We start from the raw sequence: 16,665 nt of genomic DNA on the forward strand, positions 1-16,665 counted from the left end.
ATGTAAGAAAATTACAAATATCCTGCATCGAGGAGATGAACATGGCGGTAACCTCTACAGCCCAGGCCTGTGACCTGGTTATTTTCGGCGCAAAAGGCGATCTGGCGCGTCGTAAACTGCTGCCTTCCCTGTACCAGTTAGAGAAAGCCGGTCACATCCACCCGGATACCCGTATCATCGGGGTAGGCCGTGCCGAGTGGGATAAAGAAGCTTATACCAAGGTGGTCAAGGAAGCCTTGGGCACCTTTATGAAAGAAAAGCTGGACGATGAGCTTTGGGCCACGCTGAGCGCACGCCTGGACTTCTGCAATCTGGACGTCAACGACAGCAAGCACTTCGCCGAGTTGGGCAAGATGCTGGACCAGAAACATCGTACCACCATCAACTATTTCGCCATGCCGCCAAGCACCTTTGGCGCCATCTGCAAGGGTCTGGGCGAGGCCAAGCTGAATAAAGAGCCGGCGCGCGTGGTGATGGAAAAGCCACTTGGTACTGACCTGGCATCCTCACGAGTGATCAACGATCAGGTTGCTGAGTACTTTAACGAATCCCAGGTTTACCGCATCGACCACTATCTGGGCAAAGAGACGGTACTGAACCTGCTGGCGCTGCGCTTTGCCAACTCCCTGTTTGCTTCCAACTGGGACAACCGCACCATCGATCACGTGCAGATCACCGTGGCGGAAGAGGTGGGTATTGAAGGGCGCTGGGGTTACTTCGATCAGGCCGGGCAGATGCGCGACATGATCCAGAACCACCTGTTGCAGATCCTGACCATGATCGCCATGTCACCACCGGCGGATCTGACCACTGACCGTATCCGTGATGAGAAAGTGAAAGTGCTGCGCTCGCTGCGCCGTATCAATCAGACCAATGTCCGGGAAACCACCGTGCGCGGCCAGTACACCGCAGGCTTCGTGCAGGGTAAAAAAGTGCCGGGCTACCTGGAAGAGGAAGGGGCAAACAAGAGCAGCAACACCGAGACTTTTGTGTCCATCCGCGTCGATATCGACAACTGGCAATGGGCCGGTGTGCCGTTCTATCTGCGCACCGGTAAGCGTTTGCCGACCAAATGTTCAGAAGTGGTGGTGTACTTTAAAAACCCACCGTTGAACCTGTTCCGTGACTCCTATCAACAACTGCCGCAGAACAAGCTGACCATTCGCCTGCAGCCGGACGAAGGGATCGAAATCCAGGTACTGAACAAGGTGCCGGGGCTGGATCACAAACATCGTTTGCAAACCACCAAGCTGGATCTGAGTTTCTCGGAAACCTTCAATCAGGAACACGTGGCCGATGCCTATGAGCGTCTGCTGCTGGAAACCATGCGCGGCATTCAGGCGCTGTTTGTGCGTCGTGACGAAGTGGAGGAAGCCTGGAAGTGGGTTGACTCAATCATGGATGCCTGGAAAGCGGACAACGAAGCACCTAAGCCATACCAGTCTGGGACTTGGGGGCCGGTGGCTTCCGTCGCGATGATCACTCGCGATGGCCGTTCGTGGAACGAATTCGAATAAGCAGTAGTTAACCTGTTCCCTCTCCCTCTCCCTCTCCCAAAAGGAGAGGGAACCGACCGAGCTCCCCGCTACCCTGGTGTTCTTTCTGAAGCCAGAGGTAGATTGAGAGCGATTGATTATCGTAGAGGCCTGGGGTGAGGGGCTGGTAACACGTCAACAGAATTAGCCTAGGTGACCGGCGTCAGCCTGTCTGCTGGCTTTTAGCGGTGCGATCGGAATCTGCAGCGATGCGGAGCCCTGTGGCAGGGGCGTGCCAACACCAACCGAAAGTAATGGAGAGAATGACGATGAAAAACTGGAAAACCAGTGCAGAACAGATCCTGACGGCAGGCCCCGTAGTCCCGGTGATTGTGATTAACAAACTGGAACACGCTGTGCCGTTGGCCAAAGCACTGGTTGCGGGTGGCGTGCGCGTGTTGGAAGTGACGCTGCGTACCGCCTGTGCGATGGACGCGATTCGTGCGATCGCCAAAGAAGTTCCTGATGCCATCATTGGTGCGGGCACGGTGATCAATCCACAGCAGTTGCAAGAAGTCACCGAGGCCGGTGCACAGTTTGCCATCAGCCCTGGCCTGACCGCCGATCTGCTGAAAGCCGCCACCGCAGGCAGCATTCCGTTGATCCCGGGTATCAGCACCGTTTCCGAGCTGATGTTGGGGATGGATTATGGCCTGCGCGAGTTTAAATTCTTCCCAGCGGAAGCCAATGGCGGCGTCAAGGCGCTGCAAGCCATTGCCGGGCCGTTCTCGCAGGTACGCTTCTGCCCAACCGGTGGCATCACGCCAAACAACTACCGTGACTATCTGGCACTGAAAAGCGTGCTGTGCATCGGTGGTTCCTGGTTAGTGCCTGCGGATGCGCTGGAAAGCGGCGACTATGCTCGCATCACCGAATTGGCGCGTGAAGCCGTCAAAGGTGCTACCGCCTAAACCCGCGTTCGCTCCTGCTGATGCCAATCCTCTGTGATTGGCATTTTTTTTGCCTGTAAATACCACAACTTCACATTTTGCGGTGGTTGCTATCAACTTACTGAATGGATTCCCTGATGGAGCAGGGCCTAAAGCTATGGGGCGTGAAAAAGATTGAATTATGGCAGATCGCTATATATGATAATGAGAATTGTTATCCTTGCGATACTGTTTGCAAAATGAGTCAGCATGTCTAACCCGCTGGGTACATTTCTGGCAGTATCTTAACGTATATATTTTCGGGTCAGGATTGGCTTGAAATATTTTTCCGGTAAATAGATTTTATGCGGGATTTATTCAGACAGGAAGTCACAGAACATCAACGGGCCAAATGGGCTGGCAAAGCGTTATTGATAACGGGTATGCCTGCTTGGTGCTTCGGCGTTTTATCGCTATTGTTTCTTCTTGTCTTTCTTGCCTTCCTTATATTGGGTAGCTACACCCGCCGCATCAATGTGTATGGAGAAATAACTACCTTTCCTCGCTCGGTAAACGTGTTTGCGCCACAACAGGGATTCATCGCAGAGCGTTTTGTCGGCATTGGCGATGTGGTCAAAAAGGGTCAGCGCCTATATCAACTAGATGTCAGCCGTGTGACGGATACCGGCAAAGTCAGCGCCAATACGCGTTTGGCGCTGGAAAACCAGGTACAGCATGTCGATAGCATTATTTTGAAGCTACAAGACAATAAACGTATGACGTTGGAGAATTTACACCAGCAAAAGCAGCAGTATCAAGCGGCCCATTCGCAATCCAAACAGTTGCTGAATAACGCACGCGAAGGGGTTGATTTTGCTCAAGATAACATGCGCTCATATAAGGAATATCAACGACGCGGCTTGATAACCAAAGATCAGCTTAACGGGCAGACATATTCATTTTATCAGCAACAGAGTCTGTTCCAAAATTTGTATAGTCAGCATATCCAGGAATCACTGCAAATAACTATTCTGGAAAGTGATATTGTTACGCGCGCAGCGGATTTTGATAACCAGATTTCTCAGTACCAGTTTCAGCGTAATGATTTACAGCGTCAATTGGCTGAAGCAGATGCCAGCGGAGCGTTGATAGTTAACGCACCAACCGATGGTCGTATCGAGTCTCTAAGCGTTACGCCAGGACAAATGGTCAGTAGTGGCGATAGTTTGGTGCAGATTATCCCTCATAGCGATGCGATTTATCAGTTAGTGCTGTGGTTGCCGAACAGTAGCGTACCCTATGTCTCTGCGAATGATGCCATCAACATTCGCTATGACGCTTTTCCCTACGAAAAATTTGGACAATTTCCTGGCAAGATCGATAGCATTGCTTATGTTCCTGCCTCCGTTCAAGAAATGTCCACTTACAGCAGTTCTCCCGTGCATCAAACGGCCGCGCAGACGGCATCTTATTACAAGGCCATCATCGCGCTGGAAAAAACGCACATCAGTTATCAGGGCAAAGTGCTGCAGTTGACTAACGGTATGTTTGCCCAGTCGACGCTTTTCCTGGAGAAAAGGCCCTTGTATCAATGGATGTTTTCGCCTTTTTACGATATGAAAAAAAGTCTGATGGGACCGATAAATGACTGATTATTATTTCGCGACGCTGACTGGAAGATTGAACTTGGCACTTGGTAGAAAGGTGCCGCAGATCCTGCAAGCGGAGGCATCTGAATGCGGTTTGGCTAGCTTGGCGATGGTGTGTCATTACCACGGGTTGCAAATCGACCTGTTCAATCTGCGCAACCGCTACGGCTTTTCTTCACGTGGGGCAACGATGGCCTCATTGATCGATATCGCAAATGCACTGAGGTTACAATCGCGCGCACTGTCACTGAACATCGACGAACTTAAGGTGTTGAAAATGCCCTGTATCCTCCATTGGGATATGAAGCACTTCGTTGTGCTGGTCAGTATCAGCCGCGGACGAGCGGTGATCCACGATCCGGCTTTCGGGCGTAAGGTGATGGAATTGCATGAGCTCTCGCGGCACTTCACCGGGGTAGCACTCGAACTGTGGCCCGACAGCGAATTTCAACCAATCAAGCAGCAGAGCAGGTTACGTTTTCGCAAGCTCATGGCCAACGTGCACGGCCTCAAGGGGGCATTGTTTAAGATCTTCTGTCTTTCGATAGTGATTGAAGCCATCAACCTGTTGCTGCCGGTTGGCACGCAGTTGGTTATGGATCATGTCATCCTGGCTGGTGACCATGACCTTTTGGCTTTGATATGCATAGGATTGTTGTGCTTCATTTTATTCCGTACTGGCGTATCCATGCTGAGAACGTGGATTTCCATTGTTATGGGGGCGCTGATAGACGTACAGTGGAAGGCGGGGGTTTTCGATCATCTGCTGAAACTGCCTCTTTCTTTTTTCGAAAAGCGCAAGCTGGGTGATATTCAATCCCGCTTCGGTTCGCTGGATACAATCAGAACCACCTTCACCACCAGCATCGTCAGCAGCATTATCGATGGCATCATGTCAGTAGGCGTGTTTATTATGATGTTGCTTTATGGCGGTTGGCTAGTGTGGGTGGTGCTCGGCTTCACGGCGGTATACATCATCTTACGGCTATCGACATACCAATATCATCGGCAACTGTCGGAAGAGCAACTGGTAAAGGGCGCGCGGGCAAGTTCTCACTTTATGGAGACGTTGTATAGCATTGGTACCTTAAAAGCATTGGGATTATCCGAGACTCGGGCACAGTTTTGGTTAAACCTGAATGTGGAAACGATTAACGCTGGTATCAAGTTAACCAAGCTGAATATGATGTTTGGCGGGCTTGGCGCGTTTATTGCCACCTGCGATCAGGTGATCATTCTGTGGTTAGGGGCTGCGTTAGTGATCGACAATCAAATGACGCTCGGGATGTTTGTTGCTTTCAACGCTTATCGAGGTCAATTTTCTGACCGTGCCAGCAGCCTGATCGACATGATGCTCCAGTTGCGTATGCTAAGTTTGCATAATGAAAGGATAGCGGATATCGTATTATCGCCGCCGGAACAGCAAATGCCAATTCGCCAGCTATTTGCTAAAGGCCAGGCGGTGGAACTTCAGATTCGAAATCTACGTTATCAATACGATCGTCTAGCCAAGCCTATTATTGCCGACTTAAACCTCAGCATCGCGGCGGGTGAAAGTGTAGCGATCGTCGGTCCATCCGGTGTGGGCAAGACCACGTTGATGAAATTGATGTGCGGATTGCTGACGCCGGATGAAGGCGCGATTCTGGTTGATGGCTTGGATATCAGCAATATCGGTGTGAATAATTATCGCCAGTGTATTGCCTGCGTGTTGCAGGATGACAAGTTGCTGGCAGGTTCGATTGCTGAAAATATTTCGGGATTTGATGCTGAGTGGGATTTTCAGCGTATTGAGGCTTGTGCCCGCCGATGCAATATGCATGACGATATTCAAAAGATGCCAATGGGATACGAAACGTTAATTGGGGAGTTGGGGGGCAGTTTATCTGGTGGACAGAAGCAGCGATTGTTGATCGCGCGTGCACTTTATCGCAGGCCAAGTATATTGTTTATGGACGAGGCAACTAGCCATTTGGATCTGAAAAATGAGGTGCATATCAATGATGCTATTGCGAAAATGAATATTACCCGCGTTATCATCGCGCATCGCCCTTCGACGATTGCCTCAGCGGACAGAGTCATTACGTTAGTGTGAAAATAGGGATGGTGTGATCAAATACTTTTATCTCTATGTGTAAATATTAATTTAAGGTGGCGTAAAGCTATGAAATCCTATGCATTAATAATTTCACATAATCCTGATAATACAAGCGGTATCATTTATGCTAGCCAGTGATGCGGGTGAGGTATTGAGCTTGTTGGCCAATAACGGCTGAACTTGGCTGTTATCTATAATACATTTAAACGTATGTAAGTGATCTAAATAACATATTTTGGTGGTTTATTTATTGAACTATTATCTTTAAAATGTTATCTTTTCTATTCCATTAATAGGAAATGGAGGTTTTATGTTTTTAGTTCTGATGGTCTTACAGTTCGTTGTCGCTTTTTTCGCATATGATTATTGTGAAAAAAGATTAGCTAGATTAGATAGTAAATAACCTAAATAAGCAGGGTCGTCATTTTTCGACTCTGCTTTCTATTTCATCCACGATGAAGCTAGGCCTGACTCTGTTTCCATCGTCTGTTCGGTGAAGGATAAGTGAGTATTTAAAAATCCTAATAATGCAGACTCCGGTATATCTTGTGGTAATTCCAAGGTGTCAATTATTGTTAAGAAAATTGCTCTTAGTAGAACCCCAGGGCCTGAGATATTCAATGTTACCCTCGAATTGTTTTTGTATCCATCAAGAGCATAATTGAAAATAAAGTCACTCTGGATGTTTTTTTCTACCAATCTAAATATTTTTCTATAATTTTCATTTATAATTTTTAACGATAGGTCTATTGTTGTTGAATTTCTGTTGGCGACTATAACGTTACTAAAAAATACATTGATATTTTTTTTATGTCTACTGAGTAGAGGTATGTCGAAAGGGATTTTTATTTCTTTCAAACTGCAGAATACACTGTTACTTCCAGTGCTGCATAAATCCTTTTTTATGGCATTGAATAATGCTGGATTATCGAAGGAGTCATTGCTCTCAAACGTTTTTCTTTCTTTATTTTCTATCTGCCAAAATTTTTCAAATGTCATTGTGTTTTTCATTGCCTCTATTTTTTCATTGTGTTGATCATGCAGATTATTATCAGTTAAATATCTATCAGTATGTGGGAAATCAATGTTTATTTTAGGTAGCGTATCGATATCAATATAAATTCCACCGAACTCTGATAGAACCAGTAGTCTTATCACATCCGATGCTGCGGCGAGATTAGTTCTATAGAATATTTCAAAATTGTAAATTTTAAGTCTCCCCCTGTTTTCATATTTACTGATTAGGGTGTTAATATCCATTATTTTTATGTTTCGATAGCTTGACTTGATGTTAACAAATTCTTTACGTGCTTTATTTATACAACGGCTCGAGAATTTTTTACCTGATACATCAGTAAGATATTCTGCTATTATTTCGTCATTAAATATATGTCTCTCCTGTGAAAAGTACCAACATTGGTGTTGTACTCGCAATGCTTCGTCCTTTGACGTTTCATCGGAACGCAATGTTGCTTTTTTTGCTTTCAATAGCTCACCTGCTAAGAGTGTTTTGGGATCCATCCATAACATAACACGATAGTCATTATTACGCTTTGCCCATAACTCAACATGCTTGAGTTGAATTTTTGATATTTCACCAATCCAAATAAAGTGAATTAATTTGTTGTTTAATTCTTTGTGTGTATTTGATTTGAAAGCGAGTTGGTATAAGGCTAATAGCTTTTTTTTCAGGATGTACATAGGAATGTCATGAAAATTATTTTCTATAGAAATAAGTAACTCATCGATAAAAATAAGACTTTTCAAAATATTGCTGGCGATCCCTGACTCATAAGCGATAGCTGCATGGCTAAATGTTTCGGCGATGGAATTTATGTTGGCTTCTTTACTGTTGTACGATGACTTAGATATAATTTCAACGTAAACAGTTTTAAGTATGTCTAATAGGATTAATAGTTCATTGCTGTGCTTCCCTTTTATTTCATTAGGTTTAATTATATAGCTATAAAAAATTTTTTCTCGCAGTGTGGCTATTTTATCGCTTAGCTTTTTCATTTGTCATAATGCCCTCCTTTAAGGAGGGCATTCTCAATGGTTAAATGTTCAGTTCTGGTTAAAGTGGCTGTTATTTGAAGAGCCATTATTACTAGGTACTCTTGAACCTATAATGGTGCCAGCATTTGTGCTTGGGCTGTTATTGCCTAAACCAGATGCTCCAGCAAGAATACCGCTGTAACCACCAGAAACGTTTTCAAGAAATTCCTTATCTAATTCCTTCATGTTAATCTCTCTATATTTAGTGTGTTATTTCGAGGGTTGGTGTGCATAACCCGCATGTTGCAATGCTCTGACTGAATTGGTTTTTTACATAAGGATTAGATATATCGAATGTTCGATTTTCTCTAATTAAGTAAAAACCGAGCGAAATCAGACACGGATAGGATTAATTTTTTGGTACACCTCCTGTTATAAAATAGTATTTGATAATGTTAAAAACCAAATGTGTCAAATAAAAATAGCTGCTAAATATTTGGTATGTTCTCTATCGCATTTCTTCTATCAGACATTGCAAATTGAGCAATAGAGATTTCAACGTATTATTAAGAAATGTGCTGTCAAGAATGTTGTAATGCGTTTCTGCGCAACAGGTGATACTAACATTATGAGATGATTGTGCTCTCCACCTCTGTGAAAGGTCGGGTTGTTTACGTAATCGTTCCTGGTTAAGCCATAACGTCAACGGAATGTTGAGTTTCGGTAGTTCACCTGCGCTATCAGTCAGTTCGAACGATTTTTTTATCGCCAAACAAAAGGCTTCAGCATGCTCAAGCGTAATTTTTTCAGCAAGGACAGACTGATTCAAAACGAAGTGCCCCCTGACTTCGTCGATAGCATTGCTCTGAGGTGGCGTTTTTCCAGGCTGGTATAAACGACGAGCTATACCGAGAGAGTCGAAAAGGTTTAGATAACACTGTGCGACGCTAAAGTGACGTTTCTTCGACGGGGATGACGACGGTAAACTGCTGTCGATGACGACAGCATGCGCAAATGACTCGCCTTGCTGTGTGGCTAAGGCCGCCATATGGATGGCTAATTGACCGCCCAACGACCAACCTGCGATCACTGCCGATGCACGTTCGCTTTGTGGAATGCTAGCTAAATGCGCGGCAGCCAACTGCTGCATGGTCACGGAGACGCTGTCTCCTGGCCCCGCCAATCCCGGACTGGCGATCGTTCTGACGTTGGCATAAGGAGACAACTTCTGTATCAATCTGCTGTATTGGTGAATTTGTCCACCAGCACCATGCACCAAATACAGTGTAGGCAGTGAAGGACTGTTTACCGTCTCGGACAGTACCGACAGCGCTAACGGGCTATTCTGATGAATGCGTTCGGCAAGAGACGTTAGCTGTTGGTAGCCAAGAATTTCCGCCAGCGTCAGCTCGACGTTTAAGGCTCGCTTAATTTTCCCCAAGAAGGTAATGCCGGACAGCGAACTGCCGCCATTGCCGAAGAAATTAGCGTGGGGATCTATCCGATTGGGCTCGCAACCCAGCGTTTCTGCCAGTAGCATTTGTAGATGTTGCAACTCAGCCGTGATCGTTGGAGAGATGGGGCCAGGTTGTGCCTGTAACAGAGCGTCTTTCGAGGATAATAATGAACGATCCAATTTCCCATTGCGGGAGAGTGGGAAGTGTTCGATCACGTGGTATCGCGTTGGCGCCATATAGGCAGGTAGCGCGGAGGCCACATGTTCTCGCAGTTGCACTTCCGCTTGCGCACTCGATTTTCCCTCTGGCGTCAATACTATATAAGCTTCTAGGTGACGTATGCCACTGTCTTGATCGTTGCAGCATACTACGCATGCTTCCGAAACCAGTGCGTTGTTTTTAATAACGAACTCGATATCGCCTAGTTCGACACGGAATCCTTGTAATTTAACCTGTTGGTCTTCGCGGCCAAGAAATTCGATATAGCCGCAGCGATTCCAACGACCGCGATCGCCTGTGCGGTACAGACGGCCACCGAGCTCTGAGCACGCAATAAAACTGTCGGAGGTGGTTTGCCGATCGCGCCAATATTCGCGTGCTACCCCAGTGCCACCGATATAGATATCACCCGTTGCGCCATACCCGCACGGCTTATGATTTTCATCCAATACCCACATGTTCTGGTTGGGCAGAGCTACACCATAAGGTATTGCTTTTCTGTATTGTGTATCTCGCGTAAGAGGATGATAGATCGACCAGATCGCCCCTTCAGTCGCACCGCCCAAGCTGGTGATGCACGCGTTGGGGCATAGTCTGTGCGCTTGTGCGATCAACCGTGGCGAAATGCGATCTCCGCTCAACCAGATTTGTCGCAATTCAGGCAAGGAAGCGATGTTTTCCTGCTCACAATATTGCAGCAGCATTTGCAATATGGCGGGGACAGAGTTCCAGATGCTAATCTGGTTTTGCCGTATTGCAATCAGCCATGAGGCTGGTTCTTTTGCGTCTTGCGCCGACAAACTGATGACCGTGGCACCCGCTAACCAACTGCCGAATAGGTCGTAAACCGACAGGTCGAAAGCCAAATCCGCGATGGCTAATATGTTGTCCCGAGGAGAAACATGGAACAGCCAGTTCATAGTTAACAGGGTGTTGGTGACGGCACCATGCTCGATTGCCACGCCTTTCGGCGTTCCTGTTGTCCCCGAGGTGTAAATGACATAAGCGAGATCATGCGCTTTCCCTTGAGTGAAATGAAATTCATCATGCAAGCGGAATGTGGAAAATATCGTATCCAGATCCTGATAATGGGTATCCAACGGATAACGAGAGTGCCTATGTGATGCGGTATTGATAACCCAATTGCAGCCCGACAACCGGATAACGTCAGCGACGCGTGCGTCCGGCAGTCCCTCTGCGAGAGGCAAATAAGCGCGGCCTGACAGAAGGATACCGAGCGCCACAATGGCCTGCAGCGCACCGCGAGGGAGATCGATAGCGATCAGTGCTTCCTGAACAGTATGAGTTTCCAGCCAATATGCGACTGTACTAGCATGATGCAGCAGTTCATCGTAGCTCCACACGCGCTCACCTTCGATCAATGCTGGCAGGGCTGCATGTTCGTTACCGGCGCGCCACAGCTGCTGCGAAAGGTTTTGGTGAAGAAACTCCGGCATCTCCGCGCCCATAGAAAGCTTGCGTAATTGCGCGATATCGTCAGTTGGCGTTAGGGAGTAACGGCCGACGGCTTGCATGGGATCGTGTGAAATTTGCTCCAGCAGTAGCGCGTAAGCCTGCGACAATGCTTTGATGCGTTGAGGTGCGAACAGCTTGGCGTTGTATTGCCATTCAAATTGAATGCCGTCCATGGTGGAGATGACTTCCAGCACCAGATCAAATTTAGGCGGGGCATAATTTCTTGGTAGCGTATCAACCTGCGCTGAACCAAAAATCAGTTCGTTGCTTTTGCGATGTTGGCAAACGAACATGATCTGGAAAATGGGATGAAATTTGCCGCGTGCAGGTTTCAATTGTTCAACCAAATAGGAGAAAGGCAGTCCCTGATGCTTAAATGCGTGGGCAAATTTATCGGCACATTTTTGCAATAAAGTACTGAAGTTGTCGTCAATAGTGATATGAAATTGATGAGCTACAGTGTTAACGAAACTGCCGACGGCAGAGTTTAATGCCGGTTCGTTTCTGTTGGCGACAGGGCTGCCGATGACCACGCGTTCCGAAACCGACTCCCTAGCGATCAGCAGAGCGAAGGCTGTGTGTAGCAATGTAAACAGTGACGTACCGGCGCATTTAGCCTGTTGCGCCAAAGCTTGCTGCAAATCGCCCGCCAGCGATTCTCTGACGATGTTTTGCGCTTTATCCGCTGCAGCAATGGCGATGTCATAGCCCAATGAGTGTTTTTCCGGAGCATAGCGCAGCTCATCGAGCCAAAACTCAAGGCTCTCATTGACGTTTGCGACGGTTAGAAAAGGATCTTCAAGGAAGCGGAAAAAAGCATGGCTGTCGTCATACTGAGGACGATGTTCTTCATCAGAACAGTAGTCACGGCTGAGTTCGTCAACCAGTAAGTTGGCAGTCCAGCCATCCACTATGCAATGGTGGAAGGTCAAAAACAGATAGTGGTGCTGCGCGTTTTTTCTCAGGATACGGCAACGCAGTGGGAGCTCTGCGCGAAGATTGAACGGAACGCTGCATTGTGCTTCCAGAGCGGACATCACGCTGTTTTGCTGCGCCTCTTCATCAAGCGTGTTGATATCTTCCAGGCAACGTTCAAAAATGGTCGTATCGGGGGAAACGATATCGACGGCGATGTTTTCACCGTCAAGCTGATAGTGACCGCATAGCGCAGCATGACGTTTAAGCATTTTTTTCAACGCGGAAATCAAGCGTGCGGGCTCAAAGGTTCCGATGATCTCCTTGGCTATCGGGATATTATACATGGGGCTATTTTTCGTGAAGTTTTCGTATAGCCAGAGGTATTGTCCCGCATAACGGTTGACGAGATAGTTCGGTTTTTTCCCTTCGTCTTGCGCGGATTTAGCCGGTGTGCATGTAGACAGAAATGCTGCTATGTCTGGTTGCGCGGCATTGATTTCGGCATCGGAGATATTGCCGATTTCCAGATGCTGTGGCGATAGCTTGCCGAAGTTGGCACCTTTTTTTGCCATTTTCATCAGATGTATAAGGCCTGCTACGCTCATAAACTCACTCCTTCCCTAAGGGGGGTTACGTCTAGCTTGTCACTGCGTCCATGACATGGCTGCTGCTTGCTGTTCGCGGCAATTAAATTGAGCCAGTAAGACAAGTCGCAAAGTTGTACCCCAGGGTTCCTGTGTTGTACCGCAGCGAAAGCAGTTTGGTGATCGGTACTCTCTCCATCGTCGATGCCGAGACTCTTAAGTACGCAACCTCGCAGCCTCTCATTGGTGGTATCAAATCGAATATGGGGAAAGTATCCCAACTGTGCTGAAAGGGCGATCAGTTCGACTAAGCCATCATCGATGAACCTAAGACTGTGATCGGCTTTGCGCAGCAACAGCAGCTTTTCGTGCCGGTACCCGTTCAATAGATCTTGCGTGATCTTGGTGCTGCTTGAAGCGTTACACAGAAAGATCATTTTTTGCACTTTCCCCGCCAGTGCGTGCAACAATGGAGGTAGGGTGTTGAGCCAGCTTGCATATTGCAGAGGTGCTTCCGGCACGTTAAATACTGCGGCGGCCAGCAGTTGCCCTGTATAGCAATGAGCATCTTCCTGCGACGTGAGAATGCGCGCGTTATGTTCGGAGGGGAGGGTCTCCAGCAAACGGCGTTCGTCTGGGCCTTCGGGCTGTTGGAAAAACAGCACGGGGCTTGTCGACGAGTTCGCATTGACGGATAGACAGCGGCTGATGGCGCAGCGAATATCCAGATGGTGTTGACTTAGCCCATAACGTGAGAGTGCCAGCTGTGTAATATGTTGGCAAAATTCTGCGAGGCTCGGGTGTTCAAAGATATCCCGCAGGTTCAAATCGAACTGACAGTAAGCGTTAAGTGCATTAATGATTTTTATCGCTTGCAAGGACTCACCGCCGAGAGTGAAAAAATCGCCATCTTCACTGCCCAACGTCCTCAGCCAAATTTCCTGGACTAATGCGTTGAACGTCGTTGAGTGCAACTCATCTTTCAGCGTTGATTCCACGGAGTGCCGTTCAAGCGTGCGATAATCGATCTTGCCGTTAGGCAGTTTTACCAGTGGCGTTTGATGATGTATGAAGCTTTTGGGAATGTGCGAGTTGGGCAGCATCCCGAACAGCGTGCGTCGGCTAAGCTCATCCAGCGGTTGCGGGCTGTGATAATGCGCGTAAAGCACTGCGCCAGTGTCGCCACTTTTTGCCAACACGGCGACTTCGACAACGCCGGGGAGCCTGCCGATGCAAGCTTCTATTTCGCGCATGTTGACTCGCTTGCCTGCGATTTTTGTTTCGTGAACTTTGCGCCCAAGGAATAATAGCTGCCGGTCCTGATCCAAGCAGGCGATATCACCGGTGCGATAGGCGAGTATTTGTCGATCGCCCATCTCAATCGTCACGAATTTTTCCGCGCTCAGTGCTGGCTGATTTAGGTACCCCAAGCAGACAGTAGCCCCGGCGATTAACAGTTCGCCGCTGCACCCCAGTGGAACCGTTGCGAGATTCTCGCCGACGATCGCTACAAATACGCCGCTGAGCGGGGAGCCGATTGTAATGGCGGCATCATCGTTTTTGACCTCTGCGGCTGTAGCCACCACTGTTGCCTCGGTCGGGCCATAGGTATTGATTAATCGCCTACCGCAGGGAGGCTGTAAGAACCAGAGCTCCTTGGCGCGCGCCGAAAGGCTTTCCCCTCCGACGATCACTGTTTTGACCGTTGCCGGCAATTGCAGTTCTCCTCCGAGTGCAAACAGTAACTCGTTAAAATAAGCGGTGGGGAGATCCAACAGGCTAAGGCGATGCGTTGCGCAGAATTCTAACAAGTCAGGAAAACTGTGCGCTGAGGCGTCGGGAGCTATATACAGACTGGCGCCAACTGCTAACGTCATAAAAATTTCTTCTATGCTGGCGTCAAAATGCAGAGGAGCAAATTGCAAGACGCGATCGTGCGCTTCAATGTTGTAGCGTTCGATTGCAGCGGCGGTGAAAACGTTAAGCGCCCATCTGCCGCAGATAACACCTTTGGGTACCCCGGTGGTGCCGGATGTAAACATGATATAGCCGATCCCGGCGGGAAACTCGGTATTGTTGGCAGGCATCCGACGATGGAAAAGGGCGCAATGCGTGTAATCCTTTGGTACAGCCAGCGCCAAACTTTGCCAGTGGAACGAGGCGCGGAGCAGTGAATGGCGATTCAACGTGCGCGCGGTTATCAAAATGGCATCGTCAAATTGCTCTAGCAAACGGCGATATTCTACGTCATCGGCGTTCGAGTTCAGATTAACGAACGGCATATTCAATTGCAGTGAAGCCAGCATAAAGATCACGGCCTCTGGCCCTTTGGGTAGGTCGATCAACAGAGCTGTATTTGTTGCGCGGACAGAGGCCAGCAAATTGGACCAGATGATCACTTGCTGCTGCAAAAGCGCGTAAGACAGTTCCCTAAGAGACTTTGAAGGATGTTCCGGCGTACAAATAGCGAGGCTCTGTGGTGCATGAGTAGCCGTGCGTTCAATGCGTTGCATGACATCAACGACATCGCTATCGTGTTCTTTACCGTACAAAGAAAGTGGGAAATGCTGCCTTAGTTGTCGAACAGAGGCGTTTTCTTGTTCGCTGTGCAGCAATGAGCACAGCTTTTGTATCGCCAGGCTGTGTCGTGCCAGGCTAGCTCGATCATAAAGCCCCGAGTCGGCGTCGATTTCCAAGCGAAGTGTCTGGCTATTGATATCGGGACGTAAATTGAATACCAGATCCTGAGCGCCTCCCGAGCGTATGTTGCGTACTACGCTACGCTGCGTGGGAGAAAACGAAGTCGATGCCTCGAAGGGAATGATATTGACCACTATATTGAACAACGGCGAGTGGCTGGCGTTGCCCCGCATGCTTTTTATCTCTTCATAGCGAAATGCCTGATGTTTTTTGATCTGTTTAAGTTTGCGCTCTACTTCATGCGCCAACTGTAGCCCGGTGGTGGTTTCTTTAATGTCTATGGCCAGCGGGAGTACGTTGGTTTGGCAGGTTAATGCTTGGCGTGCAAGATGCCCCTTGCGCGCCATCATGGGGATGCCGATCACCGGTGCGTTTTCGCCAGTGCAAAAATACAGATGGACCATCACAGCAGCCAGGATCCTCGCCATCCAGGAAGGCTGGTTGGTTTGCAGTGAGAAGAGACTAGCCGAGCACAGAAAAGACTCTGTGTGACGGATAACCCGCCCCGACGGCATGTTGGTACGTGCTAGTGTCGTTGGGACTGGTAGCTGGGAACAGGTCTTATGCCAAAATTGTTTGTCCGCCTGATAGCCCGCTGAAATTTTGTATTCGGACTCTGCTTTGAGCAGTTCATCGAGTGTCGGAGTTTCGGATAACCTCTGTGGCTGCAAGGGCAAATTTCGGTAGGTTTCAGCGACTTGATGAATCAGCAGATAGGCGCTATAGCCATCGAGCAGCAGATGATGACTGCAGAAGTACCATAGAAAATGGTTTTCACCCAGCGACAGGATTTTTTGTCTGAATAGTGGTGGTGTATTCAACAAAAATGGCTGCCCGGCATCTTCCTCCATTAGCGCAAGAGCAACGGCCATGCTATCACCATGATGCGATAGGTCCACTAACTCCATCGCAGCGTTACACACTGTGGTGCATTGATAAGGAACCCCATTATCTTCTGCAAACATTGTATAAAGCGTTGGCGTTTGGCTGAACACCCAATCAATGGCGTCCTTCATTCGCGCGATATCTAGCGGGTGACATATTTCAACATATTCAGCGATGTTATAAATAGACTTGTCGTTGCTGACCTTGTTACCGTAATAAAACCCAACCTGCGGATCCAGTAATTTATTTTTGATCATGGTTCCTCCCTCCGACTTTGTCG

Annotated in this window: 8 protein-coding genes; 4 read left to right on the forward strand and 4 right to left on the reverse strand. The window is 48.1% G+C overall.

Features of this window, described 5'->3' with window-relative positions:
* Positions 1-41 precede the first annotated feature (41 nt).
* The 4 genes from zwf (at position 42) to IMQ33_RS10790 (ending at position 6,148) form a co-directional block, all read left to right on the forward strand.
* Positions 42-1,517 (forward strand): glucose-6-phosphate dehydrogenase, encoded by a 1,476-nt coding sequence (zwf, locus tag IMQ33_RS10775; protein ID WP_065685647.1) that lies wholly within the window; start codon positions 42-44, stop codon positions 1,515-1,517.
* Positions 1,518-1,804: 287 nt separating this feature from the next.
* A complete protein-coding gene (locus IMQ33_RS10780; protein ID WP_021181159.1) occupies positions 1,805-2,446 on the forward strand; it encodes a bifunctional 4-hydroxy-2-oxoglutarate aldolase/2-dehydro-3-deoxy-phosphogluconate aldolase in 642 nt (213 codons plus the stop codon).
* Positions 2,447-2,769: 323 nt separating this feature from the next.
* Positions 2,770-4,056, forward strand: coding sequence for an HlyD family secretion protein (locus tag IMQ33_RS10785; RefSeq protein WP_173409190.1), 1,287 nt, complete (start codon positions 2,770-2,772; stop codon positions 4,054-4,056).
* Positions 4,049-6,148: a peptidase domain-containing ABC transporter gene (locus IMQ33_RS10790; RefSeq protein ID WP_196062317.1), complete on the forward strand. Its 2,100-nt coding sequence runs from the start codon at positions 4,049-4,051 to the stop codon at positions 6,146-6,148. Before IMQ33_RS10785 ends, IMQ33_RS10790 begins: the two co-directional genes overlap by 8 nt.
* A 444-nt stretch (positions 6,149-6,592) precedes the next feature.
* Here the strand turns inward: IMQ33_RS10790 and IMQ33_RS10795 are convergent, their stop codons facing one another.
* The 4 genes from IMQ33_RS10795 to IMQ33_RS10810 all read right to left on the reverse strand — a co-directional run bounded on the left by IMQ33_RS10795 (position 6,593) and on the right by IMQ33_RS10810 (position 16,642).
* Positions 6,593-8,167 (reverse strand): TcdA/TcdB catalytic glycosyltransferase domain-containing protein, encoded by a 1,575-nt coding sequence (locus IMQ33_RS10795; RefSeq protein WP_196062318.1) that lies wholly within the window; start codon positions 8,165-8,167, stop codon positions 6,593-6,595.
* A gap of 48 nt (positions 8,168-8,215) precedes the next feature.
* A complete protein-coding gene (locus IMQ33_RS10800) occupies positions 8,216-8,392 on the reverse strand; it encodes a hypothetical protein (protein ID WP_173409193.1) in 177 nt (58 codons plus the stop codon).
* Positions 8,393-8,654: 262 nt separating this feature from the next.
* Entirely contained in the window at positions 8,655-12,821 is a 4,167-nt protein-coding gene (locus tag IMQ33_RS10805; protein WP_196062457.1) for a non-ribosomal peptide synthetase, read from the reverse strand.
* A complete protein-coding gene (locus tag IMQ33_RS10810) occupies positions 12,818-16,642 on the reverse strand; it encodes an AMP-binding protein (RefSeq protein ID WP_196062456.1) in 3,825 nt (1,274 codons plus the stop codon). Before IMQ33_RS10810 ends, IMQ33_RS10805 begins: the two co-directional genes overlap by 4 nt.
* Positions 16,643-16,665 lie beyond the last annotated feature (23 nt).

Origin of the sequence: Serratia sp. Res13-Sevr-LER1-36-b, assembly GCF_015673035.1 — a bacterium.
Lineage (GTDB): Bacteria > Pseudomonadota > Gammaproteobacteria > Enterobacterales > Enterobacteriaceae > Chania > Chania fonticola_C.